The organism is Alcanivorax sediminis, assembly GCF_009601165.1.
GTDB classification, from domain to species: Bacteria; Pseudomonadota; Gammaproteobacteria; order Pseudomonadales; family Alcanivoracaceae; genus Alcanivorax; species Alcanivorax sediminis.
Map to the genome: position 1 here is coordinate 1,381,193 of NZ_WIRE01000001.1, position 21,429 is coordinate 1,402,621.

A 21,429-nucleotide genomic window follows, 5' to 3' on the forward strand; every position below is an offset into this window, starting at 1 on the left:
CGGCTAGAGAAAAGCTATGATAAAAGGTGTAATGCCGGAGTTGCATGGAAGCAATTCCGGCATTTTTTTGTGTGTCTTTTAGCAAACGGTGGTGACAGAGTCGTCAACTATTCAGAGGTTCCCTAAACCCCCTTGAGCATTATTATGCCGCCGGATTGCTATACAGCTCATGCAGTTGGCCACCTTCAGCGAACAACTTCTCACGCCACAGTTTTTCCAGCCCTTTGGTGTCATGTTGATCTGGGTGGAAATCCGGCTGAATGAACTCAGGAAGGCGCGAAAGGATTTGCGATATAAACCCGTTACGACCTAGCAAAATATTCAGACCTTTAACATTATCGCTGATGTTGCCGAGCTGGCCGTCTTTGACAAGCATCCAGCTCCAGGTGATGCCCAGCATCGGCAGCAAGACGACCATCGAGGCGAGGGCTGCAGCCACGCGCTCTGTACGGCTGTTACCAATAAGCTCATATACGTCGTAGGCAACAGATTTGTGTTCCAGCTCTTCGAGCGCATGCCACTGCCATATTTTGAGCATTTCAGGGTCTGCCTGGCGTACAAAATTCTCGTCTTCAAGCAGCTGCTCGGCGAGAAGCGCAGTAAAGTGCTCCATAAACGTGGTGGCGGCTAGCCGAGTGCTCGGCGGCAACTTCTCTAGTATGGCCAAGCCAATTTTGACAAACCGATCTGGCGACTGCATGTCATAGCCGTACTCGGCGAGAATCTGGTTCAGCCTGTCATGCTCTCGTCCGTGAATGGCCTCCTGTCCCATGAAGCCCGATATGGCCGCCCGTAGAGATTCGTCCTTAACCTGACCACGAAAGTGTCTAACAGACTCCATGAAATAGCGTTCACCAGGTGGGAAAAACCCGGAGAGCATGGCAAAGAAAGTCGTTGCTGTGGCATTTCCAGCATAAAAATACTTTGGAATGGAATCTGGAAATTGAAAATTGATATGACGCGGTGGAATGCCCACCAGCGCGCCGCTGAGTTTCTTAATGCTTTTTACCGTATTAGACGAGCGCATATCGCCTCCAATCAATAATGTGATAGTTAAAGAGAAAAATGTCAGGCCATGCCCTGGTGCGTTTTTTTATTTTTGCTGCTTTGCTGTTTTTTAAACATAATTTCAAGCAAGCGTTGGTAGCCTGTGGGTATCAGTCTCTGTGTGGTGTCCAGCATGACCGCGTCACCGCCTACCAAAACTCTTCGCCGGTTTTTTCGCACGCCTTTCAGGATGGTTCTAGCGGCAGCTTCGGGTGTGGTCATGGCAATTTTTTCGAACATGCTGGCAATCTCTTCTTTGTCGCCCATGTTCATGCTGCCCATGTCTCCCATGCGACTATTACGCGCGATGTTGGTCTTTACTCCACCTGGATGAACGCAAGTCGCGCTGACAAGGCCGCCCGCGATATCCAGCTCTTCACGTAATGATTCTGTAAATCCGCGAACAGCAAATTTTGCGGCGTTGTAGGCTGACTGGGTTGGAACACCGATAATGCCGAAAACGCTGGAGATGTTGACGATATGGCCTTCACCTATTTTCTGGAGATGGGGAAGAAATGCCTTTGTACCGTATACGACACCCCAGAAATTGATATTCATCAGCCATTCAAAGTTTTCATAGCTCATGTTCTCGACGGTCTCACCCAGTCCCACACCGGCATTGTTCATGATGAGATTTACTTTTCCGTGTGTTGAGACGGTATCTTCCGCGTATTGATAAACCGCATTTTTGTTGCTGACATCAACAACATGAGTGCTGATGTTGACGGCGTAGCCTGCCAGTAATTCGACCGTCTTCTCTAGGCTTTCTTCGCTGATATCAGAGATCGCTAAGTGGCAGCCTTCTTTTGCTAGAGCAATCGCCGTGGCTTGCCCGATGCCCGACCCGGCGCCAGTGATCGCCGCGACTTTTCCTGAAAATGATTTCATCGTTGCGCCTCTATATTGAGTGTGTTGCTCAGAAGTTTTTGGACGAGATTGCGTTTCGTTTTATGTAGGTTTGTCGTTTCGAATTTAAGGTGGCCATCATTCATTTTTCCATAACGAAGCGCCGGCAGGTCGTGAAGATAATCGTTGAGGTTTTGCCAAGGATCTTTGTTGCCTTGGCGTGGCAGGCGGTCATCAGCACGTTGAATGTAGCCAGAGCGAAGGTTGAGAAAGTTGACATCAGAGCCACACCCTTCCTCGTCGATAGGGGTCACCTTTTCTGCGCCTGTCTTGCGCATATGCTTGAGAAGCCGACAAACAAATTCGGAGGCAATATCTGCCTTGAGGGTCCAGGACGCGTTGGTATAGCCAAAGACCAGTGCCATATTAGGCACTTTTTCCAGCATTAAGCCTTTGTACATCATGGTGTTTGAGAGATTGACGTGCTTACCATCAACACGTAGCTCTGCGCCGCCCAACATTTGCAAATCCAGACCGGTAGCTGTGACGATAATATCGGCAGGTATCCAATCCCCAGATTCCAGTTTTATACCGGTTTTGGTGACATTTTTTATATGATCCGTCACCACGGAAGCCTTGCCTTCACGAAGCACCTTGAACAGATCCCCCTTGGGAACTGCGCACATTCGTTCCTCCCATGGGTTGTAGTGAGGTTGAAAATGCTTCATGTCGATATCCGGCCCCAGTTGTTTGCGAGCAGCGGCCAGCAGTAATCTGCGGATCGCTTTGGGCTTACGAATCGATAGGTTAAATACGGTTCTCTGCAGCAGGATATTGCGTGTGCGCGCCATGCGGTAAACAAGCATTTCTGGCAGTACTCGGCGCAGGTTTTTCGAGATGAGATCTTGCTCAGGGACGGAGGCAACATAAGTAGGGGAGCGCTGTAACATGGTGACATGCGCAGCGCGGTCGGTCATCGCGGGCACCAGTGTTACGGCGGTGGCGCCGCTGCCGATCACGACAACTCGCTTACCCGTATAGTCGTAGTCAGCTGGCCAGTGCTGCGGGTGAATTACCTCGCCGCCAAAGCGATTGATTCCAGGAATTTTCGGTGTGTAGCCGGCGTCATAGTTATAATAACCGGTACAGTTGAGGACAAACCCAGCGGTGAAAACTTCTTCTTCACCGGTTTCCTCGTTCAACGCGGTAACCGTCCAGCGATTGAATTCGCTGCTCCAGTCCTCGGCAGTGACTTTCAGGCCAAAATGAATTTTCTTGTGGACCTGATGATGCTCAGCGGTTTCTTCGATGTAATTGCGAATAGAGGGGCCATCGGCAAGCATCTTGGTGTCTGTCCAAGGCCGAAAGTTATAGCCGAGTGTGAACATATCGGAGTCCGAACGGATGCCGGGATAGCGAAATAAATCCCAGGTGCCACCAACGCGCTTGCGTCGCTCAAGGATGCCATAGCGTAGATCTGGGCACTTGCGGCTTAGGTGACAAGCCGCACCGACGCCGGAAAGGCCCGCGCCAATGATCAGCACGTCGAGGTGTTTATGTTTCATGGTGTAAGTCTCCGATCGGTGGAGCGTATGTGATTTCCTTGCGGGTCAAGGTGCTGAAGAAAGTCCAGCACTGCTCCGGTAAAAATACTGTTGCGGTCACCCGCTACCATATGACCTGCTTGATGGATTACTCGGTACTTGGCATGTGGCACGAGGGCTAATAATTCCTGGGCTCCTGCTTCGCTGAGTACATCACTGTGATGGCCGCGGATGAGTAATATCGGTAATTTGAGTTTGCTTGCTGCAAGATTGAGTCGCGCTCGGCCGAACATGCCTTCATTTGCTTCAGGGATTACCGCATGATCAAGAAACGCAGGATCCCAGTGCCAATGGAGACGGCCATTAGCGTCCTGGCGGAGGTTTTTTCGCAAGCCCTGTGAGCTTGATTGTGCTTTTCGTGTTGGGTTATAGGCAGCCACGGCATCCTGAACCTGATCCAGAGAGTCGAAACCGTCAGGGTGGCGGCGCATGAACTCAATCACCCGGCGAACGCCTTTGGTCTCAAGCCGTGGGGCCACATCCACCAGTACCAGACCTCGACAGGGCAAGGGGGGCTCCTCCCCAAGGGTAAGCATGGCCGTCAGTCCGCCCATTGACGCTCCCACGATATAAGGTGATGTGGGAAGTGATTGGATGATGGCGCGGAGGTCTGATACCAGCGCGGTGCCGCTGTAATCCCCTTCAGGGCACCACTGGCTTTGACCATGACCGCGGGCATCAATGCAGGTAGCGCAGTACCCGGATCTGGCCAGAGCTGTTGCCGTGTGCGCCCAGGCATGACGGGTCTGTCCGCCGCCATGCAGCAAAAGCACCTGCGGTGACTTCGGGTCCCCGAACTGGGTTGCACTAAGAACCAACCCGCCGTTTCCCGGGAACTGTATATCCCTGCCAGATTCCGGTGAGTGCTTTGAATCGCTATAGGCAAGGCTTGCGAGGCTGTCGTGAGGATGCATCATTATAGGCATTTATTTATTTGGCCAAACAACCAAATATTAGCGTTTCTTCTACACAAAGAAAAGTCCTATTTGACGATATTGATGATCATTCAGCGGTGTGGCATACGGTGAGGACAGAAAAAAGCCCCCATAAAGGGGGCATGAAAGTGCGTTAGCACAAGGGGAATATATTAAAAATCTTTTACCGGCAAGAAGGTAAAAGTAAGGTCTACGCCGAGGGGCGGTACCTCCAATTCGACACCGGCCAAACCTATGCCAAGCAGATCAATGTTGGCTGGTATGACGAGAGAGTCAGGGTTGCGAACTTTTAGAATCAGGCGACCATCGTCAACAAAACGTAACGGCCCTTCCAAGGTGACTCCGGTTATTTTTTTACTGCGGATGTCATGCCCAAGTTCAATGATTAGTCGTGGTTCCAGTTCTGGTGCATCCACCATGAGATCAAACGTGGTGCTAAACCAGGGGCCATCAGGGGTTCGGGTGATATAGCCAGTAATGGGCTGATTGTTTTCATATGCCAAGCGAAGCACCAGGGGGCCGGTGTCTAACGGTATTGTGATTAATCCCAGTGCACGGGCTTCCAGAAACACACTCGTCGTTGGGAGAACAGTGGGGAAGACTTTGGCAATGACGGCGCCGGTGACTTCATTTGATGTCATTGGGTCGCTGTCGATGAGGCGTCGGTTGATGGTGACATCCGGCTCATACTGGCTTACCCCGGCTTGCAAGGCGCCTGACGCGACAAAGGAAAATTTCTTTTCCGGGCAATCGTCGCCTATACCACAGCCAATGTTGGCATGGGTTATTACTCCCGATTTGCTTTTTAGCCTAAGCTGTAGGTAGTTGGCATCGGCAATGGCACCGCCGTTACCATCGGGTACCGCACCTTGCTCGTTGTCATCGATACTAAGATTAGCGTTAACATCCGCAACCGGCAGAGAGCGTAACGACACACGGGTGATCCGGTCTTCTTCCCCTGTTACAACGAAGTGATTGGTTAGGTCTGGACCTCCTTCTCTAAGCTCTGGGGCTGAGGAACTGGACTGAGAGATTTGACGTGTTTGTAGCGGTGCACCATCGGTTGAACATATGGCATTGGTGCCACAAACAGGCGAGTTTTGCTCGGAGTGCAGGGTGTAGCGATAAAGCTCGCCAATCTGCCACGGGTTGTTCGGGAGAAACTCTATTCGCTGGGCAAGCACCTTGAGACGACCATTGATGGGGTCCCATGCGTTATTGTTGGTATCGAAGTGTTCAACAACAAAAGTCTGATCATTAACCGTGTCGCCGTCGATACTGCGGCTAAAGATGACTCGAATACTAAAATCCTTGAACATATTCGGTACAGGATAGAGCGGGTCGCTATTTTTACCTCCTACACATCGGCCATTGCGCCAAGTCTCTCTTTCGCCAGTAAGACGGACACCGGTTAATGCACAGGGGTAACCGGGAAAAACAGCCGCGACAAGTGGTGCACGTAACTCATTGGTGCTGCCATTGGGAAGCACGAAGTCCGGCAGACGGATATTGAGTGTCTGGTCCTGGTTGAGCGGGTTCCCCTGCGTATCTCGGAGCAGGCTGGTGAGGGCGAGCTGGACGTCTTTTCCGTGTTGAAGGATATCTCCCCCGATGACAATCGTGGCGCCATCGTGTCGCATTGGGTACTTCGTTACTACACCATCCACAGAAACCTGTACAGCACCGTCAATGAAAACCGAAGCTGGGTCTAATGGTTTGTTGAAGTTCAGGATAACGGGGTCACCAGGTCTTGCATTGGGTTGGAACGTTTCCCCCGGTGCCCAAGACTGGAGCTGCAAGGGCCGTGTATCTGGGCTTGGGGTAGGCGCTTGGCGCTGGTTTTGATAGGCCTCCATGCGAAATGAGAGCAGGCCAGATGCCCTCTCTAAGCCCAGCACTTCAAGTTCAACCACACTGACCGCATCCAGTACCAGCACACCATCTTTTACAATGGCTAAACCCGCCACCTGCACATTTAGCAGATTCTGGCTGAGAGCCGCATTGGGTTCTGTACCCTCAGCTGTCATTGCTGCATCCATATTAAGAAGGGCATAGCGGGGGACCGATGGGGAATCACTGAATGGATTCGGGATCAGATACCCATTAGCGTCGCTGAGTATCGTGATGGTGACTTCACCGGTTTCTAGCCCGGACGGTACTTCGCCCAGTATATTGACGTCGACGTCGGTGCCTCGCAGTACGGAACCAGCGGGGACTCGCAGAGGAACGGCATCAGGAAAGTTGGGAGCAAAAGCCAGATCTGCTGCTAGATTCCCGCTCAATACGGTAAATGAGTCATCTCCCAATACAAAGGATTGTACTGGTACCTGATTGATCGGGTTGCCGGTTAAAATTGACGCTAGTTCAGGTTGCTCAGCTCCAAGGCTGCCAACTTTGAGAATGGATGTAGCACGGGGAAGTGTCGTTTTCGGTACAAAAGTACGATTGTACACCGGTAACTGTTCACCGGTAGTCTGGGCGCGCAGCCCAGCAATCGTCAGTGTGTGTTCAACAGGTTGTAGATCTTGCTCAGGATCTAGTGTCAGGTAACGGCCCCGCAAGAAGAGGGAGGCGGGAACCAGCTTGCCCAGGTTGTCACGAAGTTGAACCGATCCGGTTTCGCCATATGCTGTGCTGACTGGGTCAACCGTCTGGTTAAACGACATCCTGAGGGTGCTCATGTCGTTGGGACGCCTGGCATCATCAATTGACTCTAGCAATGACGGTTGGTCTAAAGGAGTGGCTGAAAGCAGAGTGAAAGAGCCGCTTCCCATGCTTTGCGATGCGCCGTCTTGACTGCCTGCAGTCCGAAAGCCAACGCGGTTCACGGAGTCGTCATCAATGGCTCCTAAGCCACCATCGTTGACAACCAGATGGTACCCTTCAGCCGGAGCCAGCTGCGATTGAGGATACAGGGCCAGGCCTCTGCCATTGTCTACCACTTGATAGTCAACCATGACGGTATTCCCATCAGTATCACTGGCCAGCTGTAGGCGTGAGTCAATGTCATCAATAACCTCTTGCTCAAGTGCAGAGGAAAATCGCAGGATCACTGGCGCGGTAACTGGCACTTCTGTCTGGCCGGGATAAGGGTATGAAAAAATTAGTGTCTCTGGTGTGCTCCAGGGATTGTTTACATCGCCCTTGTCGCCACCGCATCCGGTCAGAAGGGCTGCTATGGCGATCGCCAGAATAGTAAAAAACTGATGGATTGTGCTGGAATTATTATTCATTGCTCTTCTCCTGGTATTAATCGCATGTCTGTTGTTAAAACTTTAGCGACAGAGAGGCAGAAAATACGTTTATCTCACCATCAGCCCTTACCGTTTCATAAGAATCTGGATCGGTGGGAGAGTTGATGGAGGTCAATTCAAAATCAGCTTCATCCAGCATTTGATATTGGTAAGCGAAGGCGAGTTCTAATGGCATTTCAATTATTGGTGCGCTGGCCAGACGGTAGCTGGCACCCACACCCAAAACCTTTTTATCGGTGTCAAGATAGTTAACGTCCTGGGAACGGCTGGATTTTAAAGGTGAGTCCTCCAGGGCTGCGCCTGCAAAGAGTTTCATTGACTCTGACCACTGATAGCTAACGCCAATTCGGGGAATGGTGATGTCGTCAAACGCTAGATTAGCCTGATCGCGAATAGTATCGCCGGCAAACTCGCTTTCAAGCGCAGACCAATTGTGCTGCTCAATGCCTGCCGTCAATTCGAATTTGCCAACGGGAAGCAAAATGGCTGCGCCGAGAACTTCAGGTTGATAGGTATCAATTGTACTAAGCGCTAGGCTCAGGCCTGGTTCAGGGATAACTCCCGGCACAACCACATTGGCATCCACGGATACCTCATAGCTACTTTCCCCCCGCCAGAAAAGAGCCAGCTCCATCTTATCCATTCCAAAAGGCATGCACTCGCTTGTACCGCAGAACATTTCTCCAGAGCGGATATTGATACCTAGTGCCGGTGATAGGGATGGAGAGGCTTCCAGGGAAAGTTTTTCAGAGTCTGTGTTGCCGCCAAGGTCTGAAACTGCTTCCAGGTTGGCTTTGGCCTGGAGGGTAAGACGTGCTGATGCGCCGACGTCAACGCCCCTCAGGACGTTGCTGATAGCGCCACCAAAGGCGAGATAAAGTGGCTGAGACTCATAGCGTAGAAACTGCCCTTCCTCGCTGGTATTGGCCTGATAGGGCAATAGGTTGGACGAGTATTGGTCTACACCCACGTTCAGCCCAAAGTAAATGGGCTTGTCGATGCTGGAAATGCCGGCGATGCGGCTTTTCAAGCCAATTAATAGTAGTTCGGAACTGGTATCAGAGAGGATATCATTCTCTCGCTCCAAAGGGTCTGTTCCTCCCAGTGATTTGGCACGTAATTCCTGGTCGCCATACTGCACAATGACTCCCAGTTCGCCCTCCGGGGAGCGGGCCATGGCGGCCGGGTTGTAGTACACCGACCAGCTGTTGGATGCAAAAGGACTGAATGCCAAGGCAGTGCCGGCATTCATTGGGCCTAGCCCATAAGTGCTCGCTCCGTCGCCAGCACCGCCAATGGCCAAGCCGGGTGAGAGCAATGCTGTAGTGCACGTGAAGAAAAGGAGAGGTAACCGTTTTGTTTTTTTTGCAGACATTTCAGGCTCCTAAAGGGGGCTGTTCTGGTTATAGATGGTGAGTTGTTCTGATTTTCTGTTTGTTTGGTTAAACAACCAATATTGGTCTCAGGCTTAGCTGTCTGTGTCCATGACTGTAATGACGTTGTGCTCTGGCGCTCCGGTAATGTCACACATTAATGCGTGACGCCCAGTCGTCGTCTATGACGAGATGCCGTGTTCTGTTGCTGACCAGGCATGGGTTATCGAGTGGTGTAACGCCTCCTGGGCAGCGCTAAAGCGCACGGTCAACTGGATCTGGAGAGCTCTGCTGGCGTGACATGTACAAGCAGGCTCCACACTTTCTCTGGCACAGTCACTGAGAATTGTTATCTGTTTGTTTTGCCGGAATGCCCTTCTCTGGCAGCTGGGGATGTGGCTCACAGGCTTGTCTCCCGCCGTCGTGTCTGCTGGGAGTGTGCCCGGCCAGTACACTGAACCGGTAGTGATCCATCGGTAAATGCTTGGCTCGCCACAGCATTTCCAGAGAGGTAGAGGGCCGCAGCATTGGCGCGTCACCATGATGGTCGAAGTAATAACTGTTCGACAGCGCGCAGTTGTGGTTAAGGAACACGGTGTTTTGCTGGCGTTTCTGGATATTGCGGAAATACGCGTCATGGACGGACTGACGTATTTCCACTTGGCTGGCTCCACGTCGGTTGGCTTCGCGAATACAGCGAGAGAGGTGGATGGCATTCCCTTCGACCATCTTGAAGTAAGAGGTGCCGATAAGGGCATAGGGACCGAGCATGATGTAAAAGTTCGGGTAGCCCGGAATGGTCAACCCTTCATAGGCCTGGTAACGGTAGTCATGCCAGAAATCGCCCAAATTGATGTTGTTGCTGCCGATGACGTCGAACGAGGGAATATTTCCTTTCTCGAAGGTTTTGTAACCGGTGGCGAGGATCAAGGTATCGATACGCCGTGAGCGGCCGTCCTGGGTGGTGATGCCGCGGGACGTAATACGCTTGATCGGGGTCGTGACAAGCTCAACGTTGTTTCGGGCAAAGGTTCGGAAATAGTCGTTGGAAAACGTTGGCCTTTTGCACCCGAAGCCGTATTTCGGTGTCAGTGCTTGCCACAGGTCCTGGCGGTTGGGCAGCTGTTCGCGCAGGTTGTTTATGCCCGCCTTTTCACACATGCGAACCAGCCAAGGGGCCTGCCGGTAATATATTGCGGAAAGCACCATCAGGGTTTCGCTGACGGTGTCGGTAGCGCCGCGAAGGCTGCGTTGCAAGCCCGGTACGGTTCGGAACAATACCTTGAGCCAGCCAGGCAGAGTCTGATCCGGCTTCTTCAGCACCCAGATGGGGGTGCGCTGGTAGACGTCAAGTTGACGAGCCTGGCGGGCAATTTTCGGAATCAGTTGCACTGCAGTGGCGCCAGTGCCTATTACCGCTACTCGCTTGTCACTAAGATCAAGGTCATCTGGCCAGCGTGCAGTGTGAATGACATTGCCCTGGAACGTATCAAGCCCTTCAATATCTGGCATCTTGGGTGATATCAAACCGCCACAGGCCGAGACAATATGGCGTGCACTAAGTCGCCTGCCATCCGTAAGATCGATCAACCAGACATGGCTGTCGAGATCAAAACGGGCGCTAGCGACTTCGACACCAAAGCGAATCAGTGGGTAGATGCCATACTTGCTTGTTACCTGTCTTGTATACTGGTAAAGCTCGTTTCCCGGCGCAAAAACGCGAGACCAATTTGCGTTTTGTTCGAAGGAAAATGAATAGGTAAACGAGGTAATGTCGACAGCGATTCCCGGATAACGGTTGTCGCGCCAGGTTCCTCCCACATCCTTGCTTCGCTCAAGGATCAAGATATCTTTGATGCCATCGGCACGCAGCTGGATTGCCGCACCAATTCCAGAAATTCCCGCGCCGATGATAATGACTTCATGATCAGGAGTAACGCTGGGACGAGGGTTATGGATTGCAACAGCAGCCATATTCATGATGCAACCTCAACTATGGCGCTATCGCTAGCATTGACCGTTTGGGATGGGGCTTTGCCGACGTTATTGCTGGTCAGATACTTTCCCAGAATTCGGACGATGGTAGGGAAGTCCTGCTTTGCCTCTGGTAGCAAAAAGGTGAATACGGGCCACACGTGCGGCATATCATCGCGCTCCAGAACCTGCACGGGCACCCCCGCATCTCGCGCGCATTGTGCTGCTGCATGGGTATCGTCGCGCAGACACTCTTCGCTACTGACAGTGAAAAGTAGAGGGGGCAAGCCGGTGAAATCCGCGGTGATTGGTGAGGCATACGGGTGAGCGGGGTCCGCGCCGGCCAGATAGATATCCGTTGCCACCTCAATCATGCCATGGGAAAGCATGGTATCGCTGTCGCTATTCGCCTGTCTGGACATCAGGGTGCCTCGCGCATCCGATGCCGGCGAAATGGCGAGGGCGCAAGCCGGCATTTTCAGCAGCTGATCACGGGCACGCAGCAATGTGACTAACGTCAGGTTGCCTCCCGCAGAGTCTCCCGCAATGACCACAGGGCGAGGGTCTGCGATCAGTTCACGATACACATTAAAGGCGTCATCCGTTGCTGCCGGGAAGGGGTGCTCAGGGGCTAGTCGGTAATCCGGAAGAAAGACCCGCGCATTCAGGGCGTGAGCCAAACGGCCACAAAAGTGGTGATAGGTATCAAGCCGCCCGCCGATGAAGGCGCCACCATGCAGGTAGAGTATGGTGATTTGTGGGTCTGCGGTGCCTAGCCAGTGGCCAGCTATTCCTGCAACCTTGCCTCGCTTGAGTCGCACTCCGCGTGGCAGCAGAGAGGGGGCCAAAGGCGCGTTCATCACCCTGCGAAGATGTCTTACCAGTTTGTCCGGGTCGCGTATATCACGCTTCATGCCGGCGCGAAAAAGTAGCTTCAAAATTGTTGTAGGAATGGAGGCCATATTGAATTCCTTGCGTGTTCCGTTTCCTCAAATGCGATTTAATCAGCCAGCATTCTGTAAGCTTCGCCAATCGCGCGGGCGTATAGTCGTGGCGTCAGGCGTTTCAACCGCCAGGCAAGCCGGCCGTCAATTTGTGGCAGCATGTAAAGCTCACCTCGATCAAGGGCACTGAGGGTCTGTCGGGCCACCTGGTCGGCGTTGGTGAGGGCATAGCGGGTCATCGCTGAACGGGCAAAGTCACGGCGACGTTCAGGCAGGCGCCCATTCTCGACGATATTGGTCGGGACCACGGTTGGGCACAGGGCCGTGATTTTTACGCCGGTTCCGGTCAGTTCAGAAGACAGCGTTTCGGACAGGGCCAGTACCCCTGCCTTGGTGACGTTGTAGGCGGCCATTTCCGGGGCGGACCCGAATGCGGCAGCAGAGGCCACATTGATGATGCCTCCATAGCCCAGATCGCGAAGCTGAGGGGCAAAATAATGGCAGCCGTGAATAACTCCCCATAGATTGACGTTCATGCACCAGTGCCAATCTTCAAGTGACACCTCGCCGATTGGGCCACCGAGGCCGACGCCGGCGTTGTTGATTACCAGGGTTACCGGCCTGCCGAGCAAAGGCTCGGCATTTTCCGCCAGGTATGCCATCTGTTTTTCATCGCCGACATCACACCCCAGGGCTACCGCGTGAGTACCGAGTGCTCGCAGGCTGATCGCCACCTGTTCGGCGCGCTCTTCATTGATATCGACACACAGTACCGAACCGCCTCGACGGGCAACTTCGTAAGCAAAGCTACGACCGATGCCGCTACCCGCCCCGGTGATGACAGCTGCCGCCTGAGTTGACGGGTGCAAGGGTTTCTTTTTCATGCCTGCCCCCATGCGGGTTCAGGTTGTGGCGTTTCGAATGTACCGTGTACATTGTTGGCTCGGTGGTCTCTGAGCGCTTGATAGGCCTTATGAGGGTCGCCAGTTCTTTCGTAGGCGCGTTTCCAGATCCGGATTACATCACGGTTATCGTCATCCCACGGGTGGAAAGTGGGGGAGAAATAGGGGGGCACGCCAGCGAGTACCTTGGAAAGAATGCCGGGACGCCAGAACAGGACTTTGGTCATTTTGGCGGCGGACCACAAATTCAGAATTTGACGATCCTTGTAGAGCAGATAGGTCTGGTTGCCGATCATAATGGGGAAGCCCAGGGCAATGGCCAGTAGCATGCCACTGATACGTAGTCGGTAACTGCGGTAGCCACCACCACTGGCATCGACGAAGACGTCATAACTGACGCTCTTGTGCTCGGTTTCTTCGACAAAGTGCCAGTAGAGCATGGCACGCAAATCCGGGTGGGTTTCGTCAAACAGCTCCGGGTGCTCAAGCAGTACCGAGGAAATAATGGCCGTGAAATGTTCAAACGCCGCTGCGATGGAGCTCTGCATATCGTCACTGAGGCGGTGTTGGAGTTGCTTACGGATCAGCTTGAACACGCCTTCAACCTTGTCGATGGGAACCCCGTGTTGCACGCCGATGGCGTTCATTTCATCGTGCTCACGAGCATGAATGCGCTCCTGACGAATGAATTCTTTAGCTGCGTTCAGCACTTCTGGATCGTCAAGCTTGCCAAGCTGCCGTCTTGCAGAATTCATCACCCAGCGTTCACCGTCGGGGACGGCGGCGAGAATGGCATTCATCCAGTGAGTGGACCACGGGTCGTTGCGAAACCAGTGGCGAGCCACGTTTTCGATGTTCATGGGAAAGTGAATGTCACGGGTTACAACCTCGTCGTAACCAATCTTGCGGTTTGCCAGAGCCATTGGATCGCTCCCAAGTAAAGTGCATTCATTGGACTTTATTTGTATAACCAACCAAATTCAAGATTATAAGGTAGACAGCGTGTTTTTATCTGTATAGATCGAATAGTGCCATCGGCCAGGAAGGCTGGGCCGACTTTAAAAGGAATGCTAGAATCAAAGGCTTATAGTATGGGAGTGGCTTGTGGGAAGAAAGAAAAATCAGGTAACACCGGTAGCGCAAGCGGATCGAGAGTTTGTGCTCGGTGCTGCGGCACGTCTATTTCGTCAAAAGGGGTTCGATAAAACCACCGTTAAAGAAATTGCCGAAGCTTGTGACATGTTGCCTGGCAGCCTGCATTACCGTTATCCCTCCAAGGAAAGCATCCTGGTAGACCTGATGCGTCTTGCGCTTGAGCAAGCCTCCACAGCTTTGTCTGAGGCTATTCGGGGGGAGAGTGAACCACTAGAGCAGTTGCGTCAGGGCATTAATGCTCACCTTGAGTTACTGGTCGGCGGTTCGGATATGGTCTATGTGCTCCTTTTTGAATGGCGCTCCTTGCAGGGCCAGTCACGCAAGGAAATGATTGATCTACGAGACAGATACGAACTTCTTTGGTCTGCTATGATCCAATCCTTGTCCTCTCAAAACCTGATTCGTGCGGATGTAGATCGTGACCTTTTGCGCCTTATCGGCTTGGGAGCGTTAAATTGGGTCGCAACATGGTTTAACGAGGGCGGGCGGTATACCGTAAAAGATATCGGTGACTTTGTGTGGGTGGTAATTAAAGACGGTGTGCTCAAGCGCTAGACGATCTATTGAATGAGAAGTCATGACCAGCGCTGATTGCTGACTGTCGGCACGGCTTATGTGCCCGTCCTTTGTCTGTACTGATCAGGAGTCTGACCAAACCAGCGTTTAAACGCCCGTCTGAAGCTGGCAGTGTCATGATAATTCAACAGTGTAGCGGTTGCTTCGACCGAGAGCTGACTCTCGCACAAATAGTTTGCTGCTTGCCTGGATAGCACTTCATCGCGAATCTTTCTGAAGCTGCTGTTTTCTTTCTTGAGCTTCCGTGCAAGGGTGCGTTTGCTCATGAAGAGGGAGGCGGCGGCTTCATCTTCACTCAGTGTCCCGGGTGGTCGGGAAAACATCATTTTCTGTAGCCGAGTCCGATAGTCCGGTTCAGGGTTCTCAAGGCGCGCAAGCATGGATTCGCACTGCTGAAAGGCCAGATGATAGCTTTCATGATTGGCTGATGCGTTCGGCTTTCGACATAACTCCATTGCTAATCTTAGTTTGAAGTGATCGCAGTCGAAGTAAACTTTGCCTGGTAAATACTCCCGGTACATGTCCTGGTAGACGGGGGCTGGATGGGGGAAATGAACCTCTGATTCATACAATGGGCGACCTACGATGAACTCGCCAATTTCAAAAAAAGCCTTGATCACAGTATCTGCCAAGCAGCGCTCCACGTCGTTGTCCATTGCTACCTGAAAGCTCACAACACATTCCAGATAATCCTCAGTGTTTTGCAAGTTCACCTGAATAAAGCTTGCTCGCGTAGGCAGGAAAGTGTGAACGGCTTGCAGCGCGGTATAAAGTTCGGGGCTGCTGTTAGCAGCAAAGCCCATCACCCCATGGGTTGCCGGGGTGAGGCGCCTGCCCAACCGCAAGCCGAACTCTGGTTTACCGGATAGATCCAAAGCATTACGCAAGATCTGGATCTGTTGGGTTGCGGTGAGTCGACTCTCATCTTTGAGTAATTGCGTAACATCCACATCTGTGTTGCGCAGGAGTCGGGGCAGCCCTCGTGCACTCAGACCAAGTTCACGGGCGATAAGGCGTGAGTAGTTCGATGGGATATCAGCATCCACGCTTTGCAAGCTATCACTCTGCGTAGTTATTGCCATTAGCCTCTCCTCGGAAAGTCATTACTGTCTTTAAATGTCCCCGTCCTGTCAAGAAATGTCCTCGCTGGCATGCCGCTATATAGCCAATCTTCAGGTTAGACATAAATACTAGGAGACGCGCTGTGGGAAAAATTATCTTTATTGAACATGACGATACCGAGCATGTGACGGAATTCAGGGCGGGTTCTACGCTTATGCAAGTTGCGGTTGATAACGCCGTGCCAGGTATCGATGGTGATTGTGGCGGCGAGTGCGCCTGTGGTACCTGCCACATGATTGTTGCCGATGAGTGGTTCGGCAATACCGGAACGGTTGGTGACGCGGAAGAACAGATGCTGTCCATGACCCCGGAGCGGGCGAGAACCTCGCGTCTGGGCTGCCAGGTAGAAATTACTGAGGCGATGGACGGTATGACCGTGCATTTGCCCGAATTCCAGATGTAATCAGGGATAAAGCTATGTCAACAAAAACAAGCTCAAGCAATAGTTTGCAGACCAAGGTTTTCAACGTTTCGTCGAAAGTGGTGCCAATGCATTTTCAGATTAAAACCATGAAAATGTTGATGAAGGCAAAGAGAAAGGCCGTGGGTTCTCGCTCCACACAAATGGAGTTTGTCGAAACTCCCCTGCCTGATGTTAGCACCTTGGCACTGGAAGATATCGACACCAGCAACCCTTTTCTGTATCGACAAGATCAGTGGCGCGCCTATTTTAAGCGGTTACGAGATGAAGCTCCGGTACATTACCAGAAGAACAGTCCATTCGGGCCTTTCTGGTCAATAACGCGCTATGAAGATATTTTGTTCGTCGACAAGAACCATGAACTGTTTTCCTCTGAGCCGCAAATTATTCTGGGTGATCCACCGGACGGACTATCGGTGGAAATGTTTATCGCCATGGATCCGCCCAAACATGATGTACAGCGCCGAGCGGTGCAGGGCGTCGTTGCTCCGAAAAACCTTAAAGAAATGGAAGGGCTGATTCGTTCTCGTGCGGCGGAAGTGCTAGACAGCTTGCCTCTGGATAAACCTTTCGATTGGGTGCCGGCGGTGTCCAAAGAACTGACTGGCCGTATGCTCGCTACGTTGCTGGATTTCCCTTATGAGGATCGTCACAAACTCGTTGAATGGTCTGATCGTTTGTCTGGCGCGGCATCCGCCACGGGTGGAGAATTTACCGACGAAGATGTCATGTTTGATGACGCGGCAGATATGGCGAGGGCGTTCTCCAGGCTGTGGCGAGACAAGGAGGCGCGACGTGCTTCCGGCGAAGAACCCGGTTTCGATTTGATCAGTATGCTGCAGAGCAACGACGATACAAAAGACCTTATCAATCGACCGATGGAGTTTATCGGGAATCTGGCTCTGCTTATCGTTGGCGGCAATGACACCACAAGGAATTCCATGAGTGGTGGTGTTTTGGCCTTGAATCAATTCCCCGAGGAATTCTCCAAGCTGAAGGCGAAACCGGATCTGATTCCGAACATGGTGTCGGAAATCATTCGTTGGCAAACTCCACTGGCCAACATGCGTAGGGTGGCGACACAGGATGTAGAACTTCGTGGCCAGACCATCAAGAAAGGGGACCGGGTGTTAATGTGGTATGCCTCAGGTAATCGAGACGAACGCAAGTTTGACAACCCCGATCAACTCATTATTGATCGCAAGGATGCACGCAACCATATTTCTTTTGGCTACGGTATTCATCGTTGTATGGGTAACCGCCTGGCCGAACTGCAATTGCGCATTTTGTGGGAAGAACTGCTCAAGCGCTTCGAAAATATCGAAGTGGTTGGCGAGCCGGAGCGTGTACAGTCCAACTTCGTGCGCGGTTATTCGAAGTTGATGGTCAAACTGACGGCAAAAAATTAATGAAAAGTTTGACCGGGCTGGCGACTGAAGAATTCGACTATATCGTTGTGGGCGCTGGCTCGGCAGGGTGCGCGGTAGCCAATCGTTTGTCCGAGAGTGGCCTCTATTCGGTGTTGCTACTCGAAGCCGGGCCGGAGAGTCGCCGCAACCCTTTCGTCAACACGCCGCTGGGATTTTTGCAGTTGATGTTCAGTCGCCGTTTCAACTGGCAGTTCTATACCGAGCCACAGCGTCACATGTACGGTCGTTCGTTGTTCCAGCCGCGGGGCAAGATGCTTGGCGGTTCGAGCGGGATTAACGCCCAGGTCTATATCCGTGGTCACGCCAGGGATTACGACGAGTGGGCACGGCAGGGGTGTCACGGTTGGTCATACGCCGAGGTGCTGCCGTATTTTCGTAAGTCAGAACATTACGAGCCTGAGATGGTGCCGGGTACCGCAGGCTTCCATGGTCAGGATGGGCCTCTCAATGTGGCGGAGCGGCGTTATACAAACCCGTTGAGTACGGCGTTTGTCGAGGCATCAGTACAGGCGGGGTATCGACGCAATCGGGACTTCAACGGCCCTGATCAGGAAGGCGTCGGCTATTACTACACCTATCAGAAGGATGGTTCCCGTTGCAGTAATGCGCGTGCTTATCTTGAGCCTGCTGAGGGTCGATCTAACTTGACCATTCGCAGCGATGCACATGTTACACGCGTGCTGTTTGATGGGACTCGCGCTATTGGTGTCGAGTATCGCCACGCAAAAAGTTTGGTTAGAGCTCATGCTAGGCGGGAGGTTATCCTATGCGGCGGTGCATTCAACTCGCCACAACTGCTTATGCTGTCAGGTGTCGGCCCCCGCGAGGAGCTTGCTCGACATGGCATTGAGCTGCGTCGTTCGCTGGAGGGTGTGGGGCGTAATCTTCAAGATCATGTTGACGTTTTTGTGCGGGTCAGATCGCGAAGCCGGCAGGGAATCTCGATGCATCCGAGCTATTGGTTGAAGGGGGTGTGGGCCTTAATGCAATACCTGAGCGGTCGCCGAGGTGTGCTGTCTAGCAATGGCGCTGAGGCAGGCGGATTCATTTGCTCTCAAGCAGAGCTACCGATACCTGATCTGCAATTGCACTTCGGACCAATGCTGTACGCTGATCATGGGCGTGACATGAAGATTGCAATGAGTGGCTATGGCTACATTGTAATGATCTATGGGCTCAGGCCCTTGTCCCGGGGCCGCATTGGTTTACACAGTGCTGATCCGCTCGCTGCACCATTGATTGACCCCAATTACATGGCTGACCCTGCCGATGTCGAACAACTCATTCGTGGTGTTCGGCTTGTTCGTAATATTTTGTCCCAGCGTGCACTTTATCTTCATCAGGATGTAGAAATTTCACCAGGGCTGGAAATACAGGATGACGCGAGTCTCACCGAGTGGGTGCGCCGTAATGGCGAGTCCGCATACCACCCGGTCGGCACTTGTAAGATGGGGATTGATCATATGGCAGTGGTCGACCCTCGTCTCCGTGTGCGTGGCTTGCAGTCGTTGCGGGTAGTTGATGCGTCTATCATGCCAACCCTGGTTGGCGGGAATACCAATCAGCCGGCGACCATGATTGGAGAGAAAGGGGCAGACATGATACTTGAGGACGCCGCGGTGGCTGGAGTTTAGGCATCATGTGTTTAGCTCGGCTGATGTTGCAAGTTATAGTTATTCATGAAGTTTTTGTGGGTAACTCGGTTTCAGTATGCATAGAAAGAGACAGGTTATGATTAACAAAAATAAAGAGGTCACCGTCATTATTGGTGGTGGACACGCAGCAGGAACACTTTTGACCGCCTTGCTGCAAAAAAAATACCCTCACAAAGTGGTTATGGTTAGCGAAGAGCAGCACCCTCCCTATCAGCGACCGCCCTTGTCCAAGAATTATCTCGCGGGGGAGGTTGATAAGGCGTCTTTATACCTTAAACCGCCTTCAATCTACGAGAATGCGGGGCAGCAATTACAGCTCGGCGTGCGCGTAGAACAGATTAACAGAGACGACAAAAGCCTCATTCTGTCAGATCAAAGCACTTTAAAGTACGACCAACTGGTCTTGGCCACTGGCTCACATGTCCGCCGTCTTAACGTGCGGGGTTCAGACTTGAAAGGTATTCATTATTTGCATGGTATCGAGGACACAGATGCCCTGCGTCGTGAGCTAGTACCCGGCAAACGCCTGGTTATCGTGGGGGGCGGGTATATCGGACTTGAAGTGGCTGCCAGTGCGACTAAGCAAGGTGTTAAAGTTACTGTCTTGGAAGCTGCCGAGCGCTTAATGCAGCGTGTTACTGGGCCAGAGATATCTGAATTTCTCTACGCCAAACACACGAGTGCAGGAGTCGATGTTCGTCTGGGGGCGGCCGTAATTGGTTTTGAATCAGATGATCAAGGGTGCGTGAATGGTGTGACCTTGGCCGATGGGGGTAAGGTGTCAGCGGACATCGTTCTCGTTTCGATTGGTGTCATACCAGAAACGGCCTTGGCTGAAAATGCTGGCCTGCTTTGCGATGATGGCGTTGTCGTCGATGAATTTACCCGCACCGATGACCCAGACATTCTGGCGATAGGAGATTGTACCCGCCATCATAATCTCTTCTTCGACAAAAGGCAGCGTCTTGAATCAGTCGCTAACGCTGTTGAGCAAGCTCGTACGGCGGCAGCTACACTTATGAGTGAAGAAAAGCCCTACGATAGCCCTCCCTGGTTCTGGTCGAACCAGTATGATGTTCGTTTGCAGATGGTAGGATTGTCCCAAAATCATGACCAGCGTGTACTGCGTGGCAGTATCCTTGACAAGGAATTCGCAGTTTTCTATCTATGTCTTGGTCATGTTATTGCTGTTGATGCAGTCAATTTTCCAGTTGCATTCATGGTAGGTAAACAGTTGGTTAAACTGCGCAAGAGTGTCAGCGCTGAAGTATTGTCTAATCCGAATATCGAACTGAAGTCTTTAATCTGAAGCACTGCAAGAATTGCTATCTCCAATAGTCTCGATGACGACTTGTGTCAACGGAAACCGTATCCGGTACCGAAGGTCGATCTGAGCAATCAAGTGGCGTGGACATGGTCGATATACAGCTTTATTCGTTGGGTGTTTACGACAACGTAGCTATGTGTAGAGATGCCGCAAGCCCAAGTGGGGAGGTCAAGCATCGCTCAGCGGTAGTTCCCACTTGGGCGGGTAAGGCGGTGGGTCGTTTACATCTGCACGGGCTCGCAGATGAACGGCGAGCATGTTGCACCAGACTTTGAGATAGCGGTCAAAGAGCGTTTTGTCGGCAACGATGTGCAAATCCTGCGCCATGCCGCGCAACAGCCATTGCGTCAACATCATCATCGAGCGCACATCGGTGTCTTCACTAATGGCCTCCAGATAATGGTCTGCCGCGTTACCGACGATGAAGTAATTGGAAGTCCAGACACGTTGCAAAATGGATGCAAGCTCAGGGTCATGTTGGCTGGCTGTCAATAGTTGCATCAACGGGATAAATTCCGGCTGATCGAAAACATTCTTCCATGCACCAAAGATAAGGGCTTCTAGTCGATCTTCAGATCCATGGAGTTTGGCGATGGCTTTACCCAGCTGAATATAGTGCTGGCGAATTAAATGCTCAGCTGCCGCAGCGATCATGTCTGCTTTACTAGAGAAATGGTGTAGTGGGGCGCCCCTAGATACGCCAGCGATGTTGATAATGCGACTGACGGTGGTGCCAGCGAATCCATCCTTCTCTAGACAGGTGAGCACTGCCTGAATGATGCGTTCCCGCATGGCGTCGCTACGTTGTTCCTGGGTGCGTCGTTGAGCATTCATCGCGTTCTCTGTCTATTACTGAGCATGGTC

General features: G+C 52.2%; 17 protein-coding genes. 5 read left to right on the forward strand and 12 right to left on the reverse strand.

From position 1 onward, the window contains the following. Positions 1-142: 142 nt before the first annotated feature. The 10 genes from GFN93_RS06235 to GFN93_RS06280 form a co-directional block, all read right to left on the reverse strand. Positions 143-1,027, reverse strand: coding sequence for a metal-dependent hydrolase (locus GFN93_RS06235; RefSeq protein ID WP_035233479.1), 885 nt, complete (start codon positions 1,025-1,027; stop codon positions 143-145). A 41-nt stretch (positions 1,028-1,068) separates the two neighbouring features. Next, positions 1,069-1,935 carry an SDR family NAD(P)-dependent oxidoreductase gene (locus GFN93_RS06240; RefSeq protein WP_007150445.1) on the reverse strand — a complete coding sequence of 289 codons (867 nt, stop codon included), beginning with the start codon at positions 1,933-1,935 and terminating at the stop codon, positions 1,069-1,071. Continuing rightward, positions 1,932-3,458: a flavin-containing monooxygenase gene (locus tag GFN93_RS06245; protein ID WP_153499830.1), complete on the reverse strand. Its 1,527-nt coding sequence runs from the start codon at positions 3,456-3,458 to the stop codon at positions 1,932-1,934. The genes GFN93_RS06240 and GFN93_RS06245 overlap by 4 nt, the downstream gene beginning before the upstream one ends. After that, a complete protein-coding gene (locus tag GFN93_RS06250) occupies positions 3,455-4,315 on the reverse strand; it encodes an alpha/beta fold hydrolase (protein WP_235901701.1) in 861 nt (286 codons plus the stop codon). The genes GFN93_RS06245 and GFN93_RS06250 overlap by 4 nt, the downstream gene beginning before the upstream one ends. A 269-nt stretch (positions 4,316-4,584) precedes the next feature. After that, positions 4,585-7,665 (reverse strand): Ig-like domain-containing protein, encoded by a 3,081-nt coding sequence (locus GFN93_RS06255; protein WP_153499832.1) that lies wholly within the window; start codon positions 7,663-7,665, stop codon positions 4,585-4,587. Between the two features lie 34 nt (positions 7,666-7,699). Further along, entirely contained in the window at positions 7,700-9,061 is a 1,362-nt protein-coding gene (locus tag GFN93_RS06260; protein WP_153499834.1) for an OmpP1/FadL family transporter, read from the reverse strand. Between the two features lie 334 nt (positions 9,062-9,395). Then, on the reverse strand, positions 9,396-11,039 hold the full coding sequence (locus GFN93_RS06265) for a flavin-containing monooxygenase (RefSeq protein ID WP_007149384.1): 1,644 nt from the start codon (positions 11,037-11,039) through the stop codon (positions 9,396-9,398). Then, the gene (locus tag GFN93_RS06270) at positions 11,036-11,995 is read right to left on the reverse strand and encodes an alpha/beta hydrolase (protein ID WP_035233473.1); all 960 of its coding nucleotides are present in this window, start codon (positions 11,993-11,995) and stop codon (positions 11,036-11,038) included. Before GFN93_RS06270 ends, GFN93_RS06265 begins: the two co-directional genes overlap by 4 nt. Before the next feature lie 38 nt (positions 11,996-12,033). Next, entirely contained in the window at positions 12,034-12,861 is an 828-nt protein-coding gene (locus GFN93_RS06275; RefSeq protein ID WP_008930238.1) for an SDR family NAD(P)-dependent oxidoreductase, read from the reverse strand. Then, positions 12,858-13,802 (reverse strand): metal-dependent hydrolase, encoded by a 945-nt coding sequence (locus tag GFN93_RS06280; protein ID WP_008930237.1) that lies wholly within the window; start codon positions 13,800-13,802, stop codon positions 12,858-12,860. Before GFN93_RS06280 ends, GFN93_RS06275 begins: the two co-directional genes overlap by 4 nt. A 181-nt stretch (positions 13,803-13,983) precedes the next feature. Here GFN93_RS06280 and GFN93_RS06285 point away from each other — a divergent pair, with 181 nt between their 5' ends. Further along, positions 13,984-14,589: a TetR/AcrR family transcriptional regulator gene (locus tag GFN93_RS06285; protein ID WP_063525805.1), complete on the forward strand. Its 606-nt coding sequence runs from the start codon at positions 13,984-13,986 to the stop codon at positions 14,587-14,589. A 56-nt stretch (positions 14,590-14,645) separates the two neighbouring features. Here the strand turns inward: GFN93_RS06285 and GFN93_RS06290 are convergent, their stop codons facing one another. Continuing rightward, a complete protein-coding gene (locus tag GFN93_RS06290) occupies positions 14,646-15,692 on the reverse strand; it encodes an AraC family transcriptional regulator (protein WP_153499836.1) in 1,047 nt (348 codons plus the stop codon). A gap of 122 nt (positions 15,693-15,814) precedes the next feature. Between GFN93_RS06290 and GFN93_RS06295 the strand changes: the two genes are divergently transcribed. From GFN93_RS06295 to GFN93_RS06310, 4 genes are all read left to right on the forward strand, one after another. After that, complete coding sequence (locus GFN93_RS06295) at positions 15,815-16,135, forward strand: 2Fe-2S iron-sulfur cluster-binding protein (protein WP_008930234.1); 321 nt, start codon at positions 15,815-15,817, stop codon at positions 16,133-16,135. 14 nt (positions 16,136-16,149) lie between these two features. Then, positions 16,150-17,562 (forward strand): cytochrome P450, encoded by a 1,413-nt coding sequence (locus GFN93_RS06300; protein ID WP_153499838.1) that lies wholly within the window; start codon positions 16,150-16,152, stop codon positions 17,560-17,562. Further along, a complete protein-coding gene (locus tag GFN93_RS06305; RefSeq protein WP_153499840.1) occupies positions 17,562-19,217 on the forward strand; it encodes a GMC family oxidoreductase in 1,656 nt (551 codons plus the stop codon). The genes GFN93_RS06300 and GFN93_RS06305 overlap by 1 nt, the downstream gene beginning before the upstream one ends. Positions 19,218-19,314: 97 nt before the next feature. Then, a complete protein-coding gene (locus GFN93_RS06310) occupies positions 19,315-20,547 on the forward strand; it encodes an NAD(P)/FAD-dependent oxidoreductase (protein ID WP_153499842.1) in 1,233 nt (410 codons plus the stop codon). A gap of 186 nt (positions 20,548-20,733) precedes the next feature. Here GFN93_RS06310 and GFN93_RS06315 read toward each other — a convergent pair whose 3' ends face one another. After that, the gene (locus GFN93_RS06315; protein WP_022983803.1) at positions 20,734-21,399 is read right to left on the reverse strand and encodes a TetR/AcrR family transcriptional regulator; all 666 of its coding nucleotides are present in this window, start codon (positions 21,397-21,399) and stop codon (positions 20,734-20,736) included. Between the last annotated feature and the right edge of the window lie 30 nt (positions 21,400-21,429).

Coding starts and splice junctions, on each gene's coding strand:
- GFN93_RS06260 (WP_153499834.1), bottom strand. CDS start 9,061: ATGTCTGCAAAAAAAACAAAACGGTTACCTCTCCTTTTCTTCACGTGC.
- GFN93_RS06235 (WP_035233479.1), bottom strand. CDS start 1,027: ATGCGCTCGTCTAATACGGTAAAAAGCATTAAGAAACTCAGCGGCGCG.
- GFN93_RS06280 (WP_008930237.1), bottom strand. CDS start 13,802: ATGGCTCTGGCAAACCGCAAGATTGGTTACGACGAGGTTGTAACCCGT.
- GFN93_RS06240 (WP_007150445.1), bottom strand. CDS start 1,935: ATGAAATCATTTTCAGGAAAAGTCGCGGCGATCACTGGCGCCGGGTCG.
- GFN93_RS06255 (WP_153499832.1), bottom strand. CDS start 7,665: ATGAATAATAATTCCAGCACAATCCATCAGTTTTTTACTATTCTGGCG.
- GFN93_RS06270 (WP_035233473.1), bottom strand. CDS start 11,995: ATGGCCTCCATTCCTACAACAATTTTGAAGCTACTTTTTCGCGCCGGC.
- GFN93_RS06290 (WP_153499836.1), bottom strand. CDS start 15,692: ATGGCAATAACTACGCAGAGTGATAGCTTGCAAAGCGTGGATGCTGAT.
- GFN93_RS06310 (WP_153499842.1), top strand. CDS start 19,315: ATGATTAACAAAAATAAAGAGGTCACCGTCATTATTGGTGGTGGACAC.
- GFN93_RS06245 (WP_153499830.1), bottom strand. CDS start 3,458: ATGAAACATAAACACCTCGACGTGCTGATCATTGGCGCGGGCCTTTCC.
- GFN93_RS06315 (WP_022983803.1), bottom strand. CDS start 21,399: ATGAATGCTCAACGACGCACCCAGGAACAACGTAGCGACGCCATGCGG.
- GFN93_RS06275 (WP_008930238.1), bottom strand. CDS start 12,861: ATGAAAAAGAAACCCTTGCACCCGTCAACTCAGGCGGCAGCTGTCATC.
- GFN93_RS06265 (WP_007149384.1), bottom strand. CDS start 11,039: ATGAATATGGCTGCTGTTGCAATCCATAACCCTCGTCCCAGCGTTACT.
- GFN93_RS06305 (WP_153499840.1), top strand. CDS start 17,562: ATGAAAAGTTTGACCGGGCTGGCGACTGAAGAATTCGACTATATCGTT.
- GFN93_RS06300 (WP_153499838.1), top strand. CDS start 16,150: ATGTCAACAAAAACAAGCTCAAGCAATAGTTTGCAGACCAAGGTTTTC.